The following is a 24490-nucleotide window of genomic DNA, read 5'->3' on the forward strand; positions in this document are numbered from 1 at the left end:
GCGTTTAAACTCAGTGAATTACTTGAATTGTTTTCGTTATCTAGTTTTCAAGGAACATAAAACACAGGATCTTCAATGCAAGATGCATTTAGACTCCTATGTATGAGTCTTACTTATTATAGAAAGATCAGATGATCTCTCAAAACTAAACAAAATACCAAGCGTACCTCTATATCCTTAGAAAGGAGGTGATCCAGCCGCACCTTCCGATACGGCTACCTTGTTACGACTTCACCCCAATCATCTGTCCCACCTTAGGCGGCTGGCTCCTTACGGTTACCCCACCGACTTCGGGTGTTACAAACTCTCGTGGTGTGACGGGCGGTGTGTACAAGGCCCGGGAACGTATTCACCGCGGCATGCTGATCCGCGATTACTAGCGATTCCAGCTTCATGCAGGCGAGTTGCAGCCTGCAATCCGAACTGAGAATGGTTTTATGGGATTCGCTTAACTTCGCAGTCTCGCAGCCCTTTGTACCATCCATTGTAGCACGTGTGTAGCCCAGGTCATAAGGGGCATGATGATTTGACGTCATCCCCACCTTCCTCCGGTTTGTCACCGGCAGTCATCTTAGAGTGCCCAACTGAATGCTGGCAACTAAGATCAAGGGTTGCGCTCGTTGCGGGACTTAACCCAACATCTCACGACACGAGCTGACGACAACCATGCACCACCTGTCACTTCGTCCCCCGAAGGGGAACCTTCTATCTCTAGAAGTAGCGAAGGATGTCAAGACCTGGTAAGGTTCTTCGCGTTGCTTCGAATTAAACCACATGCTCCACCGCTTGTGCGGGCCCCCGTCAATTCCTTTGAGTTTCAGTCTTGCGACCGTACTCCCCAGGCGGAGTGCTTAATGCGTTTGCTGCAGCACTAAAGGGCGGAAACCCTCTAACACTTAGCACTCATCGTTTACGGCGTGGACTACCAGGGTATCTAATCCTGTTCGCTCCCCACGCTTTCGCGCCTCAGTGTCAGTTACAGACCAGAAAGTCGCCTTCGCCACTGGTGTTCCTCCAAATCTCTACGCATTTCACCGCTACACTTGGAATTCCACTTTCCTCTTCTGCACTCAAGTTCCCCAGTTTCCAATGACCCTCCACGGTTGAGCCGTGGGCTTTCACATCAGACTTAAGAAACCACCTGCGCGCGCTTTACGCCCAATAATTCCGGACAACGCTTGCCACCTACGTATTACCGCGGCTGCTGGCACGTAGTTAGCCGTGGCTTTCTGGTTAGGTACCGTCAAGGTACTAGCAGTTACTCTAGTACTTGTTCTTCCCTAACAACAGAACTTTACGACCCGAAGGCCTTCATCGTTCACGCGGCGTTGCTCCGTCAGACTTTCGTCCATTGCGGAAGATTCCCTACTGCTGCCTCCCGTAGGAGTCTGGGCCGTGTCTCAGTCCCAGTGTGGCCGATCACCCTCTCAGGTCGGCTACGCATCGTTGCCTTGGTGAGCCGTTACCTCACCAACTAGCTAATGCGCCGCGGGTCCATCTGTAAGTGATAGCCGAAACCATCTTTCAATTTCGAACCATGCGGTTCGAAATGTTATCCGGTATTAGCTCCGGTTTCCCGGAGTTATCCCAATCTTACAGGCAGGTTACCCACGTGTTACTCACCCGTCCGCCGCTAGGTCCGAAGACCTCGCTCGACTTGCATGTATTAGGCACGCCGCCAGCGTTCGTCCTGAGCCAGGATCAAACTCTCCAATAAAGTAGTTTGACTTGCTCATGTTTTTTGTACTATATAGTACGTTTTGTTGATTTTAAAATCAACGTTTGATACGCTTGGTTTTGTTTAGTTTTCAAAGATCATTTTCTCGCATCGCCTAGAAGCGACTTTCTTAATATATCATTTCGTTTCTTAAGTGTCAACAACTTTTCAAAAAAGTCTTTTTCGTCCTTCACTAGAAACATGATTAACGCCGCTGTTTTTCTGTGTCAGTAGCAGCGACGTTTAATAATATACCATGGGTGTTTTCTAGAGTCAATACTTTTTCGAAACAAAATATACACGATGAAAAATATCTTTCCCTTTCGTTTCAACTCGCTGTATTGAGACATACTTTTTTTCTATTAGATATTCTAATAAAACACTAAGATCTAATGCATAATGAGAAATCTCTGGTTGCTGATATAGTTCATTGTACTGCCATATCTCTTTTTCAGACATTATAGTAAGTAAGTGAGCAGCTCCCACTTCTATTTTCGAATGGATAAGAAAATCACTAGCCAAGAATAAGAGCTCTAATCTTTTCTCTAATGTCTCATCACTTTCCACTAATTCTTTATAAAGCTTATACACCTGAGGTTCAATGTGCTTCACTTGATTCCAAACGGTTACTTCCGGATAAAGCCCCCGGTCAATTACTTCTAATCTCGCTAAATGATGGAGAGCATGAACAATGTAGTTATAGGCATCTAGCATTTGATTGGATTCAAAAAACACTTTTCCTTCGAGATAACGACGAATTAATTTAGCATACTCAATTCCGATTTTCATTTTGCGCTCATGGATCGGGAATGCTTTTAATCGATCTTTTAATTCCACTAAGTATTCATTTCGGTCAAATAACACTTTCCCATTTAAGACCCAATCCACAATTCTTCTATTAGTACCAAGTAAGATTCCATTATGTAATTCATCATTTGACATAACAGTTAATGATGCTTTTTTTGTGTCGTATTCATAATGCTTTACAAACATTGGCTGTTCTTCATTATTCACAATAACTAACAGAGCCACATCTAAGTTATCTGTTAAAGGAGAAGTTTGTTGTATTTTTTCAACCATGATAACAGCTAGTGTATCTGGATGGCTTGCTCGTTCTTGATAGATAGGACGAAGAATGTTTTCCATCTATATTCCTCCAATATAAAGGGTTTACTATATTTTCTACATTAAGGAAAAAAAACCTTTTTTAAAAAGCTGTGTTCGTTTTTAAATAGATAATAAGTCTTATTTTAAAGACAGTGTGATTCATTTGATCAGCAACATTTGCTAGTATAAAGGAACTCCCGGGATGAAAACAAACAAATTTTGACCCATTTTTACAATTTATCTCTTTATCAACCTATGCTATATTTAAAAAAGGAGGTCAGATAGATGGCGCGTAAATATAGTAGTAAAATTAATAAAATAAGAACGTTTGCACTTAGCTTGATATTTATCGGATTCATTATTATGTATCTTGGAATATTTTTTAGAGAGAATATGTGGGTTATGACGATTTTTATGATGCTGGGGATGCTTTCAATCGTCGCTAGTACGGTCGTTTATTTCTGGATTGGTATGCTCTCTACAAAGGCCGTTCAGGTTGTTTGTCCTTCATGCGAGAAACCTACTAAGGTACTTGGTCGCGTTGATATGTGTATGCATTGCAATGAGCCTCTAACATTGGACAAAGATTTAGAGGGAAAAGAATTTGACGAGAACTACAATCGTAGGAACGTAAAATCATAAACGACAAAAGATGAAATCAATGCGATTTCATCTTTTTCATTTTCACGGCTTCTCTCATTAGTAGCTGAAACCTAAAAAATCCTGGTTCATCGCACAAAAAAACAAGCCCAAGTATACTTGAGCTGTTAATGTGCTTCTTTATTTGCACAAGTTTTGCACGTTCCGTAAATTTCCATACGGTGACGATCAACGTTAAAGCCTGTTACATGTGCAGCTAGCGCCTCAACTTCATCAAGTCCTGGGTAATGAAAGTCTACAATCTTACCACATTTATCACAAATAACATGATAATGATCACTTGTGACAAAATCAAATCTACTTGATGCATCGCCATACGTTAATTCCTTAACAAGTCCAACTTCACGAAATACCCTTAAATTGTTGTACACTGTAGCAACACTCATATTAGGGAATTTTCCTTCTAACGCTTTATATATATCATCGGCTGTAGGGTGTGTCATGGAATCGACCAAGAATTCAAGTATAGCATGACGTTGAGGTGTAATTCGAACTCCCGTTTGCTTCAAAGTCTCTAACGCATCTTTTAACTGATGTTCAGACATTCGTCATGCACCTCACTTCTATAAAGATTCATTCTTACTTTATAATGTTTATAATTAGTGTACATCGTATAGAAGTCTCTTGTCAATTAATCTTTACATAACGTAACTATCCATGCATTAATAACGCTTTGAAAGGCTAATCTTATTATCCATTGTCTTCACATCTTTTTCGATAAAACATGTGAGGTTTTTATGGAAGATTTCCATCACTCTTGGTACATATCGATCAGTAATGCCCGACAAGTGAGGTGTAATGGTTACCTGCTCCATATCCCAAAATACATGATCTTCATTAAGAGGCTCTTCCTCAAAGACATCCAGTACCGCATGCTTTAGCTGTCCTTGCTCTAATGAAGCTATTAACTCCTCTTCCACAACGGTGTTACCACGCCCAATATTTATAAACACTGCACTCTTTTTCATGCGTTGAAAGAAATCCTTACCTATAATCCCCTTTGTTTGCTCAGTACTCGGCAGTACAGAAATCACAAAATCTACTTCTTCAACAGGCACAAGCATATCCTCACGTTTATACATCTGATCAAACCCCTTTACAGCTCGACCATCTCGATTCATCCCAAGAACCTTCATACCAAATGCTTTTGCAAGGTTTGCAGTCGCTGTCCCAATTGCACCCGCGCCTATAATATAGACTGTTTTTCCATAAAGCTCATCCATTTTTACCTTACGATCCCATACGTGGTTTTGTTCATTTTCGATAAGCTTTTTTGTTTGACGAGATACTTGAAGCATCATGGACAGGCAATATTCCGCCATCGGAATTGCATGTACACCCTTTGAATTTGTGACAAGAATATTCCTTTCTTCTAATGCGTCAAACGGCATTCTATCCATCCCTGCTGAAGCAACCATAATCCATTTAAGATTTGTCGCTGCATGAATATGCTCTTCCTCAAGATCCTCGCCATATGTCAAAATAACGTCTGCAAGAGGTAATAGTTTCTCCGCATCTTGCATTTTATAATCATGATGAAACGTAATGTCTGGGAACTTCTCCGCTAGCTGTTCTTTTAAAGGTGTAGCAAGTCTTACTGTCGATAATACGATCATCCTTTTCCCCTCACTCGCTTTTTATTTCTATGTAATGAACGATTGGTGCGAAGTATTTTCGAATTTGTCCGTTTTATTTTCGGCTTTGAGTCATTTATTTTCGCTTTTCACCATTTATCTTCGGATTTGAGTCATTTATTTTCGCTTTTTCCTATTTTATTTTCGAAAGCCACTTTTTTGCTCCCTAGAATATAAAAAAGAGTGCGGAGCTCGGGTCCGCACTTCAAATCCGGCGCTAACATTTGAGGAGGTAATGCCTTCTCTACACAATACGCCATAATGAACGAATTGGCTGGACTATAGCCTTCTAATAAAAAAATAGGCTCAAGAAATTTATGATTTTAAATGTTCCTGATTTAATCCTTCTAGCTCTGGTAACACGAACTTACCGTCTTTACGAATCAGAACATCATCGAAATAAATCTCGCCGCCGCCATATTCAGGTCTTTGAATCAGTACCATATCCCAATGGATAGCAGATTTATTTCCGTTATTCGCTTCCTCATATGCTTCACCTGGAGTAAAGTGTAAGCTTCCGCAAATCTTTTCATCAAACAAAATGTCGCCCATTGGTTCTTCAATATACGGGTGGAAGCCAATCGCAAATTCACCGATATATCTTGCTCCTTCATCTGTATCAAGAATATCGTTTAGCTTTTTAGTTTGATCAGCCGTTGCTTCGACGATTTTTCCATCTTCAAACGTAAGCTTTACGTCGCGGAAGGTTGTGCCGTGATATGGACATGGCGTGTTAAAGGAAATCGTTCCGTTCACCGAATTCTTTACAGGTGCTGTAAAAATTTCACCATCTGGAACATTCGCTTCACCTGTACATGGAACGACAGGAATGTCTTTAATTGAAAAACTCAAGTCAGTACCAGGTGCTGTTAGGCGAACACGGTCCGTATTTTCCATAAGCTTTTTCAAAGGCGCAACTGCTTTCGCCATTTTTTCATAATCCACTGTACACACTTCAAATAAATAATCTTCAAATGCTCTTGTGCTCATTCCTGCCTTTTGTGCTAATCCCTTAGTTGGATAGTTTAAAAGGACCCACTTCCGGTTATTCACATAAAATTCTGAGACAGGCTTCATGATTTCACCACGGAGACGATGCTTCTCCATTGGGATTTCAGACATTTCCGCATCATTTTCTTCCCCAATGATAATGATGACTGCATCTACATCTTTATATACCTGCATCTGCCATGCTGCTTGTGTTTCTAGTTGATCCCTATGATAATTTTTTGCTAGATGAAGGTTAATTTCATCATCAAAAATGTCCACATAAGGATGAGCACCTAGCTCATTTGCTTGATCGATTAATTCTGTCATCAGAGGCTTTGTGTTTAGGTGACCTCTGATTAATACCTTTTCCCCTTTAGCTACCTTAACCGAATGATTCAGTAACGTTGCTGCTAACTTCGTAATTCGTTCGTCTCTCATATATTCACCCGCTATCTTTATGCTTGAATTTCTTTTATGTAGTGTAGTGCTTCCTCAACGTGATCCTTCACTCGTACTTTTCTCCACTCTTTTACAAGCTTTCCTTCTGGATCAATAATAAAGGTCGAACGTTCAATCCCCATATACTCTTTTCCGAAATTTTTCTTAAGCTTCCACACATCGAAGGCTTCCGCTAATGTATGTTCATCATCCACTAATAGCTGGAATGGCAAATCATGCTTTTCTTTGAATTTTTGATGCTTCTCTTGTGGATCTGGACTTACACCAAGAATCACAGCATTTACACCTGCAAAGCTTTCGTGCTGATCTCTGAAATCACAGGCTTCAGTCGTACATCCAGGCGTCATATCTTTCGGATAAAAATAAAGGACGACATACTTGCCTTTATAATCTGCAAGAGATACCTTTTCACCGTTATCCGCTAGTAATTCAATGATTGGCGCATCTTGTCCAATTTCAATTGTCATAAAAATCCCTCCAAAATTCATTCTTACATAAGCGTAACCAACTTTCGGGATTCCTACAACTATTTACTGCTTTTCAATGCCAATCACTGTCCTAGCCACAAACACAGCTGGAAGAATGTAGCCGATCAATGCCTCAGCTATTGCAAGCAAACGACCATAGCCCACCGGAACAACATCACCATACCCTACAGAAAATAAGGTAACAGCACTAAAATAAATCGCTGTACCTAAATTATGAAAATATCCACCTGACACCGGAACACCTGCTTCAAAGAGCACGTGCACCTGACTCTGAATTAAAATCAAGTAAATCATCCCAAAGCCAATGAGTAAGGATAAATAAAGATAAGTAATCATCACCACAGTCTCAAAGGAAAGAAAATTCTTCTGAAAGCAGACCACAATAACACTTTTAAAGCTCATAAAAATACAAATGGCCACACACAACGCAAATAGAATCTGCACACCAATAGCCCACCTTCTGAGGTTCACTTTGTACAATATATACATGAAGAAGACAAGTTATGAAACGATATTTTTAGTACCTGATAGTAATAACAAATGTTAAAATATAGAAAAAGGAGTTGAATAGATTGTTAACAACACAACAAATCAAAGAAATCATTCAACACCGCTATCCCCTTCTATTGGTTGACCGTATCCTAGAGCTAAACGAAGGAAAAAGCGCTGTTGGGTTAAAAAACGTATCCAGTAACGAGCCATTTTTCAATGGACATTTCCCAGAATATCCAGTCATGCCTGGGGTATTAGTTGTGGAAGCACTTGCTCAAGTTAGCGCCATCACACTACTTGCAAACGATGAAGATAAAGGAAAACTTGGCTTCTTTGCAGGGATTGACCATTGCCGATTCAAAAAACAAGTGGTACCAGGAGATCAACTTCACTTAGAGGCTGACATCACACGTAAAAAAGGCCATATCGCAAAAGCAAAAGGAATAGCAAAAGTAGACGGTGAAATTGTTTGTGAAGCCGAGCTAACACTTGCTCTGAACAAATAACCACGATGGAAATCTCATTTATCAGACATGGTCGGTCTACTTGGACAAATCAACATAAAATTACCGCTAGCGAGCTACGCACTTGGATTTTGCAGTATGATCAAAGCGGCATTATTACGGAAGCTCCAGTCCCAGTTGCATCTAAAACGAAAGCGATTAAAGCAAGCCTTCTAGTTACTAGCGACTTATTAAGATCCATTTCCTCTGCCACACATTTAAGCGGCAGAGCTCCAGACGTTGCAGAAGGTCTATTCCGTGAGGTTGAGATTCCAGCTCCTCCTACCCTATTTAACAGAATTCGTCTTCGCCCAGGTACATGGCTAATTCTTATGAGAATTGCCTGGCTTTTCGGTTACTCTAATCACTGTGAGTCAAAAGTAGCTGCAACAAAGCGAGCCATTGCTGCAGCAGAATTATTAGTGGAATTTGCAGAGGAGCACCAATCCATCACTCTTATCGGTCACGGAATCTTTAACAAACTTATCGCTAAAGAATTGCTAAAACGTGGGTGGCAGAATGAAAAGAAGCATTCCACCAAGCATTGGGCATGCGTTAGTTACGTAAGAAGGTCAGAATAGATTGAGAGTTTAGGAGATTCGAATATTGATGGTGGTATTTTGTTAGGCATTGTGTATAGCTTGTTTGATTTGGCGATTTATGAGGAGAGTTTAAAGGATTTTCTGCTATTTTCTTTGGCCGGAGCCGCTTTTTATGGGTCAGAACGACTCGCATATGAGGTTTTTTCCATGTTTCGCGGGGGCTATCCGCGACTTTACGGGTCTTATCCGCGATTATGGCACCTCTTTCCGCGATTTTACGGGTCCTATCCGCGATTACGGCACCTCTTTCCGCGATTACGGCACCTCTTTCCGCGATTACAGCACCTCTTTCCGCGATTACGGCACCTCTTTCCGCGATTATGGCACCTCTTTCCGCGATTACGGCACCTCTTTCCGCGATTACGGCACCTCTTTCCGCGATTATGGCACTCCTATCCGCGATTATGACACCTCTTTCCGCGATTATGGCACGCCTATCCGCGATTACGGCACCTCTATCCGCGATTCGGGAACATCCGACATATTCCGTCACACCCTCCTCTCCAAAAAGCGACAACTCACCTACTAAGATGCAAGTGAGGAAGGCAAATCCAAGATACAAAATAAGGAGGTATTCCATGCATCCAATTGAGTTTATCGAATGGATAGTAGCCAGTGTCATTTTACTCGTTATTTTAGCAGTATCTTTCTATTTGAAAGGAAAATGGAAGAAGATCATTCAAGGCTTAGCTGTTGTTTACATCCTTTCATTAAGTGTCTTTTATTTGGTACGTCCATATTGGATTGATTTCCAACTTGAAAATAAAGTAGGGTATTTACAGACACACTTGGAGCAACAGTATCCTGAGGAGACGTGGACATTTTGGACAGTCCCACATCGTGAGGATGGCTACGAAAGTATGAATCCATATATCATTGGTGTAACATTTGATAAAGAACCAGAAGTGGAATACGCATATCTTGTCCGGAATGAGAAGGATATTTATCAAATGGGGTATTCGACTGAAAATCAATACGAAGAGAACTTATTACACTTAGAAGATGAATAAAAAGCTTAGGAATTTATTCCCCAAGCTTTTTATTGTACTTACTCTATTGTCGCTTCCCTCTCAAGGCATCCAATTTCATCTCTAGAAACGATCATCACTGGCATCCCTTCACTAGTTTCCTGCTCCACGATACCTCTTTACACCTGCATTCCAAAGCAACACAGAAAGAACTAGAAAGCCTACTCCCATCACAGGAGTTAAAAAGGAGTACATATACCATTCTTCTTTCCCGAGGAAAAAGGCTGCTGGATAGACTCCAACAAAGGCAAAGGGAAGAATCCACGTTAATACAAATCGGATAACAGCATTGTAGATGTCCACTGGATAGCGACCGTAGTTTCCGATATTGTACATCATTGGCATCAGAGAGGTTCTTGCGTCAGACCAGAAGCCGATACTAGCAAGAGACACAAAAATCCCGGCATACACAAAGGCTCCGCTAATCGCAAAAAGAATGAATAAAAAGAAATCATACCAATGAAAGCTTAAGCCGAGTTGAATAGAAGCGTATCCCATAATAACGATTCCAGTTACCGCTCCGAACAAGGATTCTAGCTCCATTCTTTCTAAAATGACTTGAAACAAGCTATGGATCGGTCTTGTTAAGATTCGGTCCATTTCCCCTTTTACAATATAACGTTCATTGAAATCCCAAATATTAAAGAATGCTCCGAAGATTGCAAAAGGGACTAAGAAAAAGCCGTATATAAAAATAATTTCATCACGCGTCCAACCACTTAGAAACTGCGTATGACCGAAGACAACAAGGATAAACACGAGGTTTGTTACCTGAAACATCATGTCTGATAACAATTCCACGACCATATCTGCACGATACTGCATACGTGTTTTCATATATTGTCCGACATACTGTGTAAACATTGAAAAGTAAAACACGTCCTCATCCCCCTTGAATAATCATTCGTTTTTTCGCTATTGACCAAAGCACTTGAACTGGAATGAGTAATACAACTGCCCAAAAAGCTTGCATCAGTATGCTTTGCCACACTTCACTTCCGGTGATTCCCTCTGTAAAAATCATACTTGGAATATAACTAATTGATTGGAAGGGTAAAAACTTCATTACGTCTTGTGCCCAAAGCGGGTAAAAGCTGATAGGAAGTAATAAACCTGAAAACAAATCAATAACCACGCGTTTTGCTCTCATTAATCCATCATTATTAAATAAGAAGAAGGTAAGCATACCTGTCATTAAATTAATTTGTGTATTAATAATAAAACTAAATAATAGCGACCCCGCAAACCAAAGCCAGGTAGCTCCATTCGCAGAAAATTGAATAGGGAATACAAGCGCAACAATGATCATTCCTGGTATAGAGAAGAACAATAAACGAAATACCCCTTCCCCAAAGGCTTGCATCGTTTTCATCCCTAAATAATGATAAGGGCGAATGAGTTCTACCGCGACTTTCCCTTCTTTTATCTCAAGCGCTATTTCTCGATCAATATTATTAAAATAAAAGGCACGTGCCATCCACGATACCGCGACATAGGTTGTCATCTGGATAACCGATAATCCTTCAATTGATTCTTTGCCGCCATAAATGGCTGTCCATAAAAAATAGTAGGCACCAATATTAATGCTATAAATGAGAATTCCACTATAATAATTTGTTCGATACGCAAGCATCATTAAAAAGCGGATTCTGATCATTTCAATATACTTATCCATGTCTCCACCTCAACTTAGCTTGAAAGGGCCTCTCCCTTTTCATAAATAGTACGAATGACTTCCTCTGTTGATATTTCTGTTACACGCAAATCTTTAATTTGATGAGCACCAACTACACGGCCAATCAGTTCCGACATCTGTGATTCTTGATCACTAATCAGCGCAGACCAGACATTGAGTTTATCTCCCTTTTGCCATACAACCTCAAGATCTTGAGTTAAAAAGGACAGCTGATCCTGTACTAATTCTTCTTCAAATTGAAACTGAATCTGTTTGCCTTCTCCCCATTGCGATCGTAATTTAGCTAGTTCACCATCGTAGATGACTTTTCCTTCATCAAGCATGATCACTCGTTCACACAACGCTTCAATATCTGAAAGATCATGTGTTGTTAAGAGAATCGTTGTTTTATATTTTTCATTCATTTCCTTAAGAAATTGTCTGATTTTCAGCTTTACTAACACATCAAGTCCAATTGTCGGTTCATCTAAGAATAGTAGTGGTGGATTGTGAATAAGTGCTGCTGCTAGCTCACATCTCATTCGTTGACCAAGCGACAGCTTTCGTACTGGCTTATCTAATAATGGACCTATATCAAGTGTTGAAATGACATGCTCCATATGCTCGTTATAGTCTGCATCTGAAACTTTGTACACTTTCTTTAATAATCGAAAGGATTCTTGAACAGCAATATCCCACCAAAGCTGGGAACGTTGGCCGAAAACAACTCCGATTGATTTGACGAATTGCTCACGCTCTTTATGTGGATTCATGCCATTGACCAGTACTTCTCCAGATGTAGGCGTTAAAATCCCTGTTAGCATCTTAATTGAGGTGGATTTCCCTGCTCCATTCTCCCCAATATAGCCAACCATCTCACCTTGTTTAACTGTAAACGAAACATTATTTACGGCCGGGATAATTTTTGACTGTCTATTTAATAAATCTCGAAATGCACCCTTTAATCCTTGACGACTAGAGTATGATCTAAATTCTTTCCTTAAATCCTTCACTTCTATCATATTTGTCATTTTTGTCCCTCCAAATTTCACCACAACTTCCTAGTTTAACGGAAAGTGCTCTTTTCAACAAATGGTAATCGTTCAGAAATAGAAGATAACTGAAATTTTTTAAGAGATGTATTTCATGTTAGAATAAAGCATAATCTCTCAAGTTAGTTTATCGTAGGAGGATAACATGGAATTTACTAAATCACAGGAATTACACGAAGAAGCATTACAACATATTGTCGGAGGGGTAAACTCCCCTTCTCGCTCATATAAAGCAGTTGGCGGTGGATCACCAGTTGTAATGGAAAAAGCAAATGGCGCCTACTTTTGGGATGTAGATGGAAATAAATATATTGATTATTTAGCAGCTTACGGTCCAATCATTACAGGCCATGCACACCCACATATTACAAAAGCGATTCAAACGGCTGCGGAAAATGGGGTTCTTTACGGAACGCCTACTCCACATGAAATCACGTTTGCAAAAATGCTGAAAGAAGCAATGCCTGCACTAGATAAGGTACGCTTTGTAAACTCTGGAACCGAAGCGGTTATGACAACCATTCGTGTTGCTCGTGCTTATACAGGTCGAGACAAAATCATTAAATTTGCAGGCTGCTATCACGGTCACTCTGATCTTGTTTTAGTAGCGGCAGGCTCTGGTCCGTCTACACTTGGTACACCAGATTCAGCAGGAGTCCCAAAAAGCATTGCACAAGAAGTCATTACCGTTCCTTTTAATGAAATAGAACCATTAAAGGAAGCACTTGATAAATGGGGAGATCAAGTAGCTGCTATTTTAGTAGAGCCTATCGTTGGTAACTTTGGAATCGTTGAGCCTAAGCCAGGATTTTTAGAGCAAGTGAATGAGCTTGTTCATGCTGCAGGTGCGCTCGTCATCTATGATGAAGTAATCACAGCATTCCGCTTCATGTACGGTGGAGCTCAAGATTATCTAGGCGTATATCCTGACCTAACTGCATTAGGAAAAATTATTGGTGGCGGTTTACCAATCGGTGCTTACGGTGGGAAGAAGGAAATTATGGAACAGGTGGCCCCATTAGGACCCGCCTATCAAGCAGGAACAATGGCAGGAAACCCTGCATCCATTTTATCAGGAATTGCTTGTTTAGAAGTTCTTAAGCAGGACAATGTATATGAAAAACTAGACGAGCTAGGCGCGATTTTAGAAGAAGGTATAGAAAAGCATGCTCGTACATATAATATTCCGATCACGATTAATCGTTTAAAAGGTGCACTAACGATTTACTTTACTAAGGAGAAAATCGTTAACTACGAGCAGGCTGAAAATACGGATGGTGAGATGTTCGCTAAGTTCTTTAAGCTTATGCTACACCAAGGAATTAACCTTGCCCCTTCCAAATATGAAGCATGGTTCCTAACAATTGCTCATACAAACGAAGACATTGATGTAACGTTACAAGCTGTAGAAAAAGCATTTAGCCAGCTGTAAACCTAGCATAGAGAGAATCAAAAAAGACAAGTGTACCCTAGGTATTCTTGTCTTTCCTTCTATTGTAGGCTTCCCATCGGCTCAGCCAACCTATAACACGATTGATTTTCTACACAAAAGGTGAAAATCTAGATTGTTCTAGAAAATAAATTAAATTTTTACTAAAAAGACACTTTCCATCTTGTTTATTCACTTAAATGAGGGTATAGTACGGTATTGATTTATTTATTTGTTGTCAAGAAAGGAATGTCAATAAACTTACATGAAACTTGGTGCCCGTATTTTAAAAACAGGGATCGCTATTACACTCGCTCTATTTTTAGCAACACTTTTAGAATTACCTTCTGCCGCATTCGCTGGGATTTCAGCTATTTTTGCGATACAGCCGACGATTTATCGCTCTTATCTTTCCATTATTGAACAGATACAAGCAAATGTCATTGGGGCTGCGTTAGCAATCGGCTTTGGATTAATGTTTGGTTCTCACCCTCTTGTTATCGGGTTAACAGCCATTATTGTGATTGCAATTAATTTAAAATTGCGAGCAGAAACAACCATTCCTGTAGCACTAGTCACCGTCATTGCCATCTTAGAAAGTCCTGGTGATAATTTTACCGAGGTCGCATTGATTCGGTTTTTCACGGTTCTTTTAGGTGTATTAGCTGCCTTTATCGTGAACATGGTGTTTTTACCACCAAAATATGAAACGAAATTGTATAATAAAGTGAGTACAAACACAGAGGAAATTATTAAGTGGGTTCGAATTAACTTACGTCAAGCATCCGAGCATAACGTCTTGAAGGATGATATTGAGAAGCTTAAGGAGCAAATGATCAAGCTTGATCAGCTTTATCTTCATTATAAGGAAGAACGTAACTATTTCAAAAGAGAATCCTATGCTAAATCACGAAAGCTTGTTCTTTTTAGACAAATGATTGTTACGACGAATCGTGCCCTTGATACATTAAAAAAGCTACACCGGCTTGAAAATGAACTCCATCATATGCCGGAGGATTTTCAAAAGCTGCTTAAAAATGAATTAGATTATTTACTATATATTCATGAAGAATCATTATTACGATTTATTGGTAAAACAAAAACACATCCTTCACAGGAGTTAACGGACGAAGGAAAGTTTAATAAGCAGCAGCTTGTTAATTATTTCATGAACTATCACGATGAAGAAGATCCCTCATGCTTCTATCATTTACTCCCGTTAATCTCAACGATTATTGACTACAGTGAACAGCTTGAGCATTTAGATACATTAATGTACAGCTTCCAAAACTACCATAAACAAGATAATGAAGTGAAAATTACGGAAGAAGAATAATGAAGGCTAGCCTTGTGCTAGTCTTTTTTGTGTATAGTTCATTTCTATTCAAGAAAGAAAACCGTAATGCAGCATACCAATATACCGAATGTGTAAATGTGAGTAAGTTTTTATTAACCCCTAAATCTTTATGACAAAATGTATTTGGCCATTAAAAAATGCTATAAACAGCAGTATGTTTTGTGAAGGTAAGAATGTAAAACAAACCGAAATATGCAAGTAGTGCATAAAACTTGCCTATCTTAGGTCTTGAATTTCCATCCGTAATTAGGTTAAAACTGCCCGTTACTTTAAGTGTAAATCTTCACATTCCTACTATAATTACTAAATTGAAATTGGGTTACTCTTATTGGTCAGTACAATTCAAACAATGCTTCAATTGTTTTTGCCACACCATCGTTATCATTAGTGTCTGTAACTTCTCTTGCTATGCATTTTAATTCTTCTATTGCATTCCCCATCGCTACAGGGTAACCACATAAATGGAACATTCCTATGTCATTGAAGTCGTCACCAAATACAATAATTTTATTAGGAGGGATAGTAAGTAACTCTGCTATTTCTTGAATTGCACATTCTTTTGATCTATTTAGTGACATAAGTGTCGCAGTTAATGAGAAACCCGAACGATCAGGTGATATTTCAATGAAAAATCCCAATATCGTTCGGGTTTTATTCTTTTTCACTACATGTATTGTTTCTGCATACCATTGTTAATTGCTAGTGTAATGGAGCGGAAGACTTGAGAGGTAGAGGAAAGGGTGAGACCCTACAGACGTAGCCGAAGAGGCTCTTCTTCCTCCCTAGGAAAAAGCAGTTCATTTTTCCCCGCGGAAAGCAAGTAGCTGTAGTGGAATGAAACGTACTTGTTCTTCCACCCCAACATATTAATAAGTAACATTGTGTCAAACGATAATCGTTCGTCATTTAAAAAAATGATTAAGTTTTGACCCACCCTCCTAATGGGGTTAATATTTTCTCTCTGCTCTCTTGACATCCAATTAACGATATTTTTTACAATTAATTACCTTAATACGAGGAAACTGCCTCCATCCCTCAATCTATTTGCTGGATTTGAAAGAGCTTGTAATAATGCTCTTGTTTCTCCATTAATTCCTGATGTGTACCTTCTTCCACTAGTTCCCCATTTTCAAGGAGGACAATTTTATCGGAATGTGTAATGGTTGAGAGTCGATGCGCGACAATAAAGGTTGTGCGATCTTTTGCTAGTTTTTCTAGGGCTTCTTGAATGAGATGTTCACTTTCTAAATCAAGTGCAGAAGTAGCTTCATCAAGAACAAGGATTGGTGGATTCTTCAAGAATACACGCGCAATGGAGACACGTTGTTTTTGACCTCCTGATAGCTTAACACCACGTTCCCCAACCTTTGTATCATACCCATTCGGTAATTTCATAATAAATTCATGAGCATTCGCGGCTTTTGCTGCTTCTATTACTTCCTCATCCGTTGCATCAGGTTTTCCGATAAGGATATTTTCTTTTACAGTATTACTAAATAAGAAGGTATCTTGAAGCACCATCCCAATTTGCTGGCGAAGACTTTGTGCTTGATAGTCCCGAATATCGATTCCGTCTAATAGAATACTGCCTGAGGTTACGTCATAAAACCTTGGGAGTAGGCTTACAAGGGTCGATTTCCCCCCACCACTCATTCCAACAAGTGCAACCGTCTCCCCTCTTTTTACTTTTAGAGAGAGGTTATGAATGATCATGTTTTCTTCTTCTTGATATTTAAAGGATATATGCTTAAACTCAACCTCACCGTTTGTCTGTGTTGCTTTTAGTGGGTTTGGTTTATCGACAACCTCATATGGCTCATCCATAAATTCAAACACACGGTCCATTGAAGCAAAGGCTTGGGTTAACGTGGTTGATGAGTTAATCAATCTTCGTAAAGGTCCATATAATTGCTCTATGTAAGCAATGAAGGCAACCATCGTCCCAATTGATAATTGTCCCATAATCACTTGATAGCCTGCATAGCTGATCACGATTAATGGAGAAATGTCTGTCAGCGTATTAACGACAGCGAATGTTTTAGCATTCCAGCTTGTATGGTCTAATGCTTTTGTGAGAAAATTCGAGTTTACGTTGGCAAATTGATTTTGCTCAAAATCTTCTGTTGCAAAGCTCCTAACTACGGGCATTCCTTGAACACGCTCATGAAGATGTCCCTGCACCTCTGCTAAAGCTTGCGAGCGCACTCTTGTTAAGTGACGAAGCTTTCCGTAAAAATACCTTACTGAAAGTCCGTATAGCGGAAATAACACAATTGAAATTAACGTTAGCTTTATATCCATCGTGAGCATAATGATGATCGCAATAATAATGGTTACAACATCCAGCCATACATTCATTAACCCTGTTATAACAAAATTCTTTGTTTGCTCTACATCATTTATCACGCGTGAAATAATTTCTCCCGCTCGATTGTTCGCATAATATTTCAAGCTTAACTTTTGAAGATGGGTAAATAATTGATCCCTAATATCATATAAAATTTTACTCGCTGTCCACTGTGCAAAATATTGACGATAATACTCTACAGGTGGTCTAACGACAACAAACAAAACAAACACCGCACCCATAATCGTAAACAATTCTTGAGTTTTTTCTGCATCCGTTGCTGTTCCACCTATAATATTATCCACCACATGTCTAATCAATAAAGGCAAAAGCAATGGAATCGAAAATTTGATAATGCCTATAAAAATCGTCCCAATAATTTGTAATCGATATGGCTTCACAAACTTCATATATCTTTTTATTGCGCCCAAATCAATCCCCCGTTTCATAAAACAGAACCAACCCTAACTAGAAAGGCTCCTGACAGCTTTCGTTCGCCCCAGATAACCAAAAATCAGCTCTTATTCTTATCATTTCCCTAGTCGTTATCAAAACCTAATAAGAAAGATATTCCTTGTTGACGCCTTTATTTACTTATACGACCATTTAGATAATCTTATACTTTCTACTCGCATAAAAAAGGCTGACTCCTAAATCCCTTTTAGAATTTAGAGCCACCCTTTTACGCTAGTCCTATTATTTTACATAAGTTAAGTAACGTTCATACCATTCATCGATAAATTCTGGCGCGAATGGTCCTTTTTTTTGCCTAATCCATCTAAGCAATGTTTCTAAGTTGTTTTTCAAAATAATGTCAATCACTTCAGGATAGTTCATAAGCTTACTGTGAAGTTCGTATTCATCTTCGTCCAATATTGTATAGGTCATATCTGGATAGACTTTTACATCAAGATCATAGTCAATATATTTTAATGCTTCGTCATCCCATACAAAGGGCGAGCTTATATTGCAATAATAATAAACTCCGTCTTCGCGAAGCATGCCAATGATATTAAACCAATGTCTGGCATGAAAATAACATATGGCCGGTTCTCTTGTTATCCACGTTCTACCGTCTGATTCTGTTACAATGGTTCTGTCATTTCCACCAATAATACAGTGTTGTGATCCTTTGAGAACAGTAGTTTCCTCCCAGACTCTGTGAATATAGCCATTATGTTTATAACTATGAATTTGAATTTTATCTCCTTCCCTGGGAAAGCCCACTTTTCTCCCCTTCTTTCAGTTTAGCGCTTCGTGAAAGAACATTCACAAACGTTCACGTAATGTATTTCTTTCCATTATAACGTTTGTGATATAAAAAAGAAAATAAAAGAAGTTCTGAATAGAAATACAGATTCAAAATTTTATTAATAAACGCAAAAAAGCATAGAATGCGTTGACTAGTTTCAGGCCTATTTAGTCGTCTTTGCATGCAATGCTTTTTTTGTTGTGTAGGATTGTATTACTTGCTCTGGACCCTTGTACTACCCTCTCCAGCCTTTTTATCTCCTCAGAAAATTTATAAAGGATTTAAGAAACTGTTTCTACACGCTGCTCTTCATAGGTTTTTATTACATCCTCTGTTTGTTGTTCAAAGATTTGTTGGATCTTTGTTAATTCATCTTTCATATTCTCAATTTCGTTTTGGACGGAAAGGATTTTGGTTTCATCTTGTAATTGGATTAATTGCTGTTTAATTTCCTGACATCTTTCTATTTCGGACTGTAAATATAAGAGCTTATCCATTGTTTTTAACTGTTCACCAACAAGCTGATCAAAATTCATTTTGTGCTCCTTTCTACTAAAGAGAAAAATAGGTTGTGTATAATAATCATTCTTCATCAATGGGTTTAACCCTTTGACTAGTTATGTAGAGGAAACAGAAGTTTTGTCGTTTTCACTTTAAATCGCTCAGAGCACTTTGGACCTAAAAGAAAAACACCTTAAACATCACCCTTCTTTCTCAAAAAAAGACACCTCTCCACGAATAGAGAGGTGTCTTTTGCAAAAGCTAATTAAGAGTTTTTACCTTTGTTAGCTTCAGCTTGTTGGTTGTATTTTTTTACATGTTGAACATCAGTTTGGCTAGCAAATTCAGTACCGTATTGACCTGCACCTGCTTGACCTTGCTCAGCTTGAGCGTTTTGTTGTTTAACGTGTTGGATGTTTGTACCTGATGCTGTTTTACCAGCTTGGTAATTGTTGTTCTGTGCCATTCGTTATCACCTCCACGAAATATAGATTGTCCCGGAGGTGAGATTTATATCCAAGAAATTTTTATTTTTTTTGCTGATGGATTTATTTAAGGATTTAGGTTTGTTGCTATCCTTTTATTTTTGTTAAACAAGAATTGAGCGGCCACCATCGACGATAAGTGTTTGACCTCTAATCATCGAAGCTTTATCCGTTAATAAGAATTCTATGGCATTCACCATATCCTCAATTTCAACCATTCTTCCTGCTGGTGTGTTCTTTCTCGCATCTAAAAGAAGCTCTTCACGATTTGGGAAATGCTTTAATGCGTCTGTGTCAACAGCTCCACCTGATACGGCATTGACGATAATATTCTTAGGAGAAAGTTCAACAGCTAGGTAACGTGTTAATGCTTCTAGTGCAGCTTTTGACACTCCAACCGTTGTGTAGTTCTCAAGATAGCGAATAGATCCTAATGAGCTTGTGCTCACGATAAATCCTCCACCGTTTCTTTCCATAAGCTTTGCTGCTTCTTGTGCACAGAACAGGAGCGCTTTACTATTAATATTCATCGTCCAATCCCAGTGACTTTCCTCTAATTCCATAGCAGGCTTTTGAACACCAGAAGCAGCATTATTTACGAATATGTCTAGTCTGCCGAATTCTTCCTCTATCTGTCCAAACATTTCTTTAATTTTTTCAGGCTTCCCAACATTTGCTTTCACTGCAATAGCTTTTACACCTAATGCTTGAATTTCTTCAACAACTTCAAATGCAGCCGTTTTACTACGTGCATAGTTTACGACAATATCGTATCCTTTTTCTGCTAGTCGAATCGCTACTGCTCGACCGATTCCGCGACTACTTCCTGTTATTAATGCAACTTTATTTTGTTGGCTCATTTTAACAGCTCCTTATATGTAAACATCGTATAGATGTAAACATTGTATCAGATACTAAGGTGAAACATCTATGACTTGGCCTGATTTTTACCAAGTGAAGATGTGAGTAAGAATAAAGGGGGATTTTCATGTACGTTGGTCGAGATATGACAGAGTTGTCGATGATGTCTAAAAAGGATTGGAAAAAAGAAGAATTAGCTTATTTCCATCATTCTCTTCAACAAATGGTCCCTTATTTAAATGTTGAAGGTCAAACAATACACCGTGAAATCGTTCAGGAAATCACATCACGTGGTGGCTTAAAACGTAACGAAGCAGATTGGACGCATGGTACTCGAGTGATCTATGACTAAAGAATCCTTCTGGACTAAGCTTTGAACCATAAAAATGCGCACGAAAACGGCAGGTCGTTCATCGACCTGCCGTACCCTCTGCTTCATATAAACGATAGATTTTTTGATGGGAAACAGGAAATGCATACTTCTGTAATTCTTCTAGTGTTACGGGAAGTAGGTCTTTGTTTGGTTGATTGTTTATTTTCCCAACAAATACAGATATATTCCAAATAAGATGGGAAAATATATGCTCAACTGTTCCTACTAGTTCAGAGAGATCGGCCTCTACTGTATATTCTTCTAACAAAAATTGATTCAGTTGTTCACGGTACGTTTTTTCTGAATCTGCATCTATCTCAACATTTGGATATTCCCAAAGATTTGCTAATAAACCGCTACTTGGACGTTTATGAATATAAAGTTTTCCCTGCTCATCGTATAATACAACAGCTGCCATTTGTAGTGGCTTTGGCTTTTTCTTCTTACTTTTAACGGGCAGTTCTGCTTGTACTCCTTCTTCAAAAGCTGTGCATTGTTCGCGAACTGGACATAATAAACAAGAAGGTGATGTTGGTGTACAAATTAATGCTCCAAGCTCCATAACAGCCTGGTTAAAGGAAGAAGGATCTTCTTTTGAAATAAGCTCGTATGTGGCATCTTCAAATGTCTTCCTTGATTTTGGCTTGGCGATGTCTTCCCAAATCGATAATATTCTAGAGAATACTCTCATCACATTACCATCTACTGCAGGTTCAGGAATATCGTAGGCAATACTTAAGATAGCCCCTCTTGTGTAGGGTCCTACTCCCTTTAGCTTTGAGATTTCTTCAGGTGTATTGGGAACAATTCCCCCATAAACCTCCTTCACTTCTTTTACTGCTGCATGCAGATTTCTTACTCTAGAGTAATACCCAAGTCCTTCCCATGCTTTTAGTACATCCTCTTCATCTGCAGTTGCTAGCGCTTCTATGGTAGGAAATTTTTCAATAAAGTTGTGGAAATAAGGAATTACAGTATCAACTCTTGTTTGCTGAAGCATGATTTCAGAAACCCATATTTTATAGGGATCTTGATCCATCCTCCAAGGTAGGTCTCTTTTTTCTGCTTTATACCATGATAATAAATTGTGACGAAACTCTTCTATAGGAAAGCCTACTAGCTTTTCTTGAAGCTCTTTTTTCATAAACGTGCTCCTTTAAATGTTATTTTCCTCGATTTTTGGGAAAATAAGAAATAACGTGAGATGACTTTTACACCTTTGCTCTTTTACGCCAGAACAAAAGAGCTACTTATTCTAAAAATCAGTGTCCACGATAAAATCGGGACTTAGCTTTTTTTGCAAAAGCCAATCTACAGCCTTTAGCTTTTATAAGGATAGTACAAGATGGTACATTTATAAAGAGTGGATGTTTAAAATACGGCAACTTGGACAACATTACCACATATAAATTCCATAAAAAAGATCTGTGTATCTATACGGACTCGGACGTTTTCACTAGATAGTGACATGTTGAACGCGCTTATTTTCCTCTACAAAAAAACGATAAAATCATGTAGGAATTAGCCAAACTTAGGAGGTATTATTTTTGGATACCGGAACACATATTGTAATGGGAATTGCTTTAGGGGGCTTAGCCACACTTGACCCTGCTGTTGGTGTTGATAACCCTACCGCTCAGGCCGTCATGATCGGAACCCTCGTTGGTTCTCAAGCACCTGATTTAGATACGGTTTTAAAGCTTCGAAACAATGCAAAATATATTCGTAATCATAGAGGGATTACTCATTCTATACCAGCCATCTTTATTTGGTCGTTTTTAATCACTGGATTATTGACCATATTCATACCAGAAAGTAATCTTCTTCATTTATGGCTTTGGACGTTGCTTGCCATTGTTTTGCATGTATTTGTGGACATCTTCAATGCATACGGAACCCAAGCACTACGACCCTTTTCCAAAAAGTGGGTGGCTTTAGGGGTCATTAATACCTTTGATCCTTTTATCTTTTTTGCCCATATTGTCGGGATCGTCATTTGGACATTTGGAGGTCATCCCGGTCTTACCTTTTTAAGTGTTTATGCTGTTTTACTTGTCTATTATCTTTTACGCTTTGCGATGAAGAGACGTATTATTGAACAGCTTCATAAAAGAATAAAGAAGATTGATCAAATTCTTATTTCACCCACAATGAGGTTTAGACATTGGCATATAGCTGTTATGACAGAAGATAAGTTTTTTGTCGCACGCTCAGTTAATGGAAGGCTAATTTTTTTAGATGAATTCGAGCGTATTCCGGTTCCGCAGACCGAGGTTATCAAAGCGGCTGAAGAGGATGATAATATCTCTGCTTTTTTATCTTTCTCCCCTGTTTACAGATGGGAAGTGGATGAATATACAGATCATTATGAGGTTCGTTTTATTGATCTTCGTTACCGTAGTAAGGGCTACTACCCATTTGTGGCGATTGTTCAGCTTGACCTTCATTTAAATATTGTGAGCTCTTATACCGGCTGGATTTTCAGTGAAGAAAAGCTAAGAAAGAAACTGGAGTTAGTCCCTGAATAATTTGATCAGACCGTTAAAAGCCGGTCGTCTATAACGACTGTATTTTTTCTCTCGACATGAGAGTTTCGCTAAACACCCACAAAAGAGGCTGGGACAAACAAAGGGCCGCACCCTCCGAACCAATTTTTGTGTACACTTGGATCATTCAGTGCGGGCGGTAAGGTGCCAGGTCCTTCTGTTCTAGCCTTTTGTTTAATGCTTGAGATAATCTTCGTTATTTAATAAGTGACTATATTTCGGGTTTGTCGCAATAAATTCATGAAGCTTGTCACCATAGTGTGTGATTAACTGCCTAACAACCATTTCTGTTGTTTCTTTCCCTCTATACGTTCTGCCTGTCTTTGCTTGAGTCGATTCGAAGTCTTCCCATAGAAGTTCAATCCACGTTCTAGCTTGGGCATATGACAGGGTGTTATTCTTTTCCAACAGCTCTTTTGTTAATCGTTCAAAATAAATTTCCATAATTCTCACCTCTAGGTAGGATTCGTTACTTATATTATTGTTAAAATGCCTCATACTATTAATACGCTTCTTTAAGGGGAGCGAATGATGATGAGTGGAGGGGACCTACAATGCGCAACAAAGAAACTGGATTTCCCAACATGAACAATAACAAGTTTGAAGGCGAGCCAAGAGCAAAAGCTGAATATGCATCAAAACGAGCTAATGGTACCATTAATACTCATCCACAAGAACGAATGAGAGCTTCTGGTAACCGTGAAAAGCCTTACTCATAAAACCTTAAAACTTGCGGAGGTGTCTAACAATGGGTACAAATCAAAAGAAAAAATTCTATGATAATTTGTATTCTAACGCATATACACAGCCATGGGCTAATCCAAAGCATGCGCATGCACAGGTTAATGGGGAAACCCAGCAAACCCAGGACTTAATCATCTTAGAGAGACAGACGCGTAAACGCTCATAGTTCTTTTCTCTATGAAGACTGA

Annotated in this window: 26 protein-coding genes, 1 rRNA gene and 1 pseudogene; 10 read left to right on the forward strand and 18 right to left on the reverse strand. The window is 39.0% G+C overall.

All coding sequences use genetic code 11. From position 1 onward, the window contains the following. Positions 1–181 precede the first annotated feature (181 nt). Both A9C19_RS16965 and A9C19_RS16970 read right to left on the reverse strand, forming a co-directional pair. Positions 182–1717: ribosomal RNA gene (locus A9C19_RS16965) — 16S ribosomal RNA — on the reverse strand. A gap of 227 nt (positions 1718–1944) precedes the next feature. Next, positions 1945–2863: pseudogene (locus tag A9C19_RS16970) on the reverse strand (nucleotidyltransferase-like protein). A gap of 246 nt (positions 2864–3109) precedes the next feature. On the opposite strand from A9C19_RS16970, the gene A9C19_RS16975 reads away from it, so the two are divergent. After that, positions 3110–3466 (forward strand): YgzB family protein, encoded by a 357-nt coding sequence (locus A9C19_RS16975; protein WP_072581025.1) that lies wholly within the window; start codon positions 3110–3112, stop codon positions 3464–3466. A 125-nt stretch (positions 3467–3591) separates the two neighbouring features. Here A9C19_RS16975 and perR read toward each other — a convergent pair whose 3' ends face one another. The 5 genes from perR to A9C19_RS17000 form a co-directional block, all read right to left on the reverse strand. Next, positions 3592–4029: a peroxide-responsive transcriptional repressor PerR gene (gene perR, locus A9C19_RS16980; protein WP_072581026.1), complete on the reverse strand. Its 438-nt coding sequence runs from the start codon at positions 4027–4029 to the stop codon at positions 3592–3594. Between the two features lie 117 nt (positions 4030–4146). Beyond that, positions 4147–5100: a D-2-hydroxyacid dehydrogenase gene (locus A9C19_RS16985; protein ID WP_072581027.1), complete on the reverse strand. Its 954-nt coding sequence runs from the start codon at positions 5098–5100 to the stop codon at positions 4147–4149. A 333-nt stretch (positions 5101–5433) separates the two neighbouring features. Further along, the gene (locus tag A9C19_RS16990) at positions 5434–6546 is read right to left on the reverse strand and encodes an aminopeptidase (protein ID WP_072581028.1); all 1113 of its coding nucleotides are present in this window, start codon (positions 6544–6546) and stop codon (positions 5434–5436) included. 17 nt (positions 6547–6563) lie between these two features. Next, complete coding sequence (gene bcp, locus A9C19_RS16995) at positions 6564–7034, reverse strand: thioredoxin-dependent thiol peroxidase (protein ID WP_072581029.1); 471 nt, start codon at positions 7032–7034, stop codon at positions 6564–6566. 63 nt (positions 7035–7097) lie between these two features. Continuing rightward, entirely contained in the window at positions 7098–7499 is a 402-nt protein-coding gene (locus A9C19_RS17000) for a potassium channel family protein (protein ID WP_158515109.1), read from the reverse strand. Between the two features lie 128 nt (positions 7500–7627). Between A9C19_RS17000 and fabZ the strand changes: the two genes are divergently transcribed. From fabZ to A9C19_RS22330, 3 genes are all read left to right on the forward strand, one after another. Next, positions 7628–8053 carry a 3-hydroxyacyl-ACP dehydratase FabZ gene (fabZ, locus tag A9C19_RS17005; protein WP_072581030.1) on the forward strand — a complete coding sequence of 142 codons (426 nt, stop codon included), beginning with the start codon at positions 7628–7630 and terminating at the stop codon, positions 8051–8053. A gap of 5 nt (positions 8054–8058) precedes the next feature. After that, positions 8059–8631, forward strand: coding sequence for a histidine phosphatase family protein (locus A9C19_RS17010; protein WP_072581031.1), 573 nt, complete (start codon positions 8059–8061; stop codon positions 8629–8631). A gap of 215 nt (positions 8632–8846) precedes the next feature. Further along, the gene (locus A9C19_RS22330) at positions 8847–9662 is read left to right on the forward strand and encodes a hypothetical protein (RefSeq protein WP_233499195.1); all 816 of its coding nucleotides are present in this window, start codon (positions 8847–8849) and stop codon (positions 9660–9662) included. 111 nt (positions 9663–9773) lie between these two features. On the opposite strand, the gene A9C19_RS17025 is transcribed toward A9C19_RS22330, so the two are convergent. The 3 genes from A9C19_RS17025 to A9C19_RS17035 are packed head-to-tail and all read right to left on the reverse strand — an operon-like array spanning position 9774 to position 12386. Next, complete coding sequence (locus A9C19_RS17025; protein ID WP_072581034.1) at positions 9774–10559, reverse strand: ABC transporter permease; 786 nt, start codon at positions 10557–10559, stop codon at positions 9774–9776. Positions 10560–10563: 4 nt separating this feature from the next. After that, complete coding sequence (locus tag A9C19_RS17030; protein ID WP_072581035.1) at positions 10564–11355, reverse strand: ABC transporter permease; 792 nt, start codon at positions 11353–11355, stop codon at positions 10564–10566. A 14-nt stretch (positions 11356–11369) separates the two neighbouring features. Next, positions 11370–12386 carry an ABC transporter ATP-binding protein gene (locus A9C19_RS17035; RefSeq protein WP_072581036.1) on the reverse strand — a complete coding sequence of 339 codons (1017 nt, stop codon included), beginning with the start codon at positions 12384–12386 and terminating at the stop codon, positions 11370–11372. Between the two features lie 166 nt (positions 12387–12552). Here A9C19_RS17035 and A9C19_RS17040 point away from each other — a divergent pair, with 166 nt between their 5' ends. Together A9C19_RS17040 and A9C19_RS17045 are read left to right on the forward strand one after the other, a co-directional pair. After that, entirely contained in the window at positions 12553–13839 is a 1287-nt protein-coding gene (locus tag A9C19_RS17040) for a glutamate-1-semialdehyde 2,1-aminomutase (protein WP_072581037.1), read from the forward strand. Between the two features lie 262 nt (positions 13840–14101). Continuing rightward, entirely contained in the window at positions 14102–15172 is a 1071-nt protein-coding gene (locus tag A9C19_RS17045) for an FUSC family protein (protein WP_072581038.1), read from the forward strand. A 353-nt stretch (positions 15173–15525) separates the two neighbouring features. Here the strand turns inward: A9C19_RS17045 and A9C19_RS17050 are convergent, their stop codons facing one another. The 6 genes from A9C19_RS17050 to fabL all read right to left on the reverse strand — a co-directional run bounded on the left by A9C19_RS17050 (position 15526) and on the right by fabL (position 20638). After that, positions 15526–15831, reverse strand: a complete 306-nt coding sequence (locus A9C19_RS17050; RefSeq protein ID WP_083584424.1) for an HAD hydrolase family protein — start codon at positions 15829–15831, stop codon at positions 15526–15528. Between the two features lie 397 nt (positions 15832–16228). Then, positions 16229–17971 (reverse strand): ABC transporter ATP-binding protein, encoded by a 1743-nt coding sequence (locus tag A9C19_RS17060; RefSeq protein WP_072581040.1) that lies wholly within the window; start codon positions 17969–17971, stop codon positions 16229–16231. Positions 17972–18236: 265 nt separating this feature from the next. Next, positions 18237–18767 carry a nucleoside tri-diphosphate phosphatase gene (ntdP, locus tag A9C19_RS17065; protein WP_072581041.1) on the reverse strand — a complete coding sequence of 177 codons (531 nt, stop codon included), beginning with the start codon at positions 18765–18767 and terminating at the stop codon, positions 18237–18239. A 306-nt stretch (positions 18768–19073) separates the two neighbouring features. Then, positions 19074–19328: a YgaB family protein gene (locus tag A9C19_RS17070; protein ID WP_072581042.1), complete on the reverse strand. Its 255-nt coding sequence runs from the start codon at positions 19326–19328 to the stop codon at positions 19074–19076. A gap of 230 nt (positions 19329–19558) precedes the next feature. Further along, the gene (locus tag A9C19_RS17075) at positions 19559–19759 is read right to left on the reverse strand and encodes a gamma-type small acid-soluble spore protein (protein WP_072581043.1); all 201 of its coding nucleotides are present in this window, start codon (positions 19757–19759) and stop codon (positions 19559–19561) included. A gap of 123 nt (positions 19760–19882) precedes the next feature. Beyond that, positions 19883–20638, reverse strand: coding sequence for an enoyl-[acyl-carrier-protein] reductase FabL (gene fabL, locus A9C19_RS17080; RefSeq protein WP_072581044.1), 756 nt, complete (start codon positions 20636–20638; stop codon positions 19883–19885). Positions 20639–20766: 128 nt separating this feature from the next. Here fabL and A9C19_RS17085 point away from each other — a divergent pair, with 128 nt between their 5' ends. Then, positions 20767–20991: a hypothetical protein gene (locus A9C19_RS17085; RefSeq protein WP_072581045.1), complete on the forward strand. Its 225-nt coding sequence runs from the start codon at positions 20767–20769 to the stop codon at positions 20989–20991. Between the two features lie 58 nt (positions 20992–21049). Here the strand turns inward: A9C19_RS17085 and mutY are convergent, their stop codons facing one another. Then, entirely contained in the window at positions 21050–22156 is a 1107-nt protein-coding gene (mutY, locus tag A9C19_RS17090; RefSeq protein WP_072581046.1) for an A/G-specific adenine glycosylase, read from the reverse strand. 403 nt (positions 22157–22559) lie between these two features. Between mutY and A9C19_RS17095 the strand changes: the two genes are divergently transcribed. After that, positions 22560–23540, forward strand: a complete 981-nt coding sequence (locus A9C19_RS17095) for a metal-dependent hydrolase (protein WP_072581047.1) — start codon at positions 22560–22562, stop codon at positions 23538–23540. A 192-nt stretch (positions 23541–23732) separates the two neighbouring features. Here the strand turns inward: A9C19_RS17095 and A9C19_RS17100 are convergent, their stop codons facing one another. Beyond that, the gene (locus A9C19_RS17100) at positions 23733–24002 is read right to left on the reverse strand and encodes a YfhJ family protein (protein ID WP_072581048.1); all 270 of its coding nucleotides are present in this window, start codon (positions 24000–24002) and stop codon (positions 23733–23735) included. 110 nt (positions 24003–24112) lie between these two features. Here A9C19_RS17100 and A9C19_RS17105 point away from each other — a divergent pair, with 110 nt between their 5' ends. Continuing rightward, the gene (locus A9C19_RS17105) at positions 24113–24277 is read left to right on the forward strand and encodes a small, acid-soluble spore protein K (protein ID WP_072581049.1); all 165 of its coding nucleotides are present in this window, start codon (positions 24113–24115) and stop codon (positions 24275–24277) included. A 29-nt stretch (positions 24278–24306) separates the two neighbouring features. Beyond that, positions 24307–24468, forward strand: coding sequence for a YpzG family protein (locus A9C19_RS17110; protein ID WP_072581050.1), 162 nt, complete (start codon positions 24307–24309; stop codon positions 24466–24468). Positions 24469–24490 lie beyond the last annotated feature (22 nt).

Origin of the sequence: Bacillus weihaiensis, from assembly GCF_001889165.1 — a bacterium.
Taxonomy (GTDB): domain Bacteria; phylum Bacillota; class Bacilli; order Bacillales; family Bacillaceae; genus Metabacillus; species Metabacillus weihaiensis.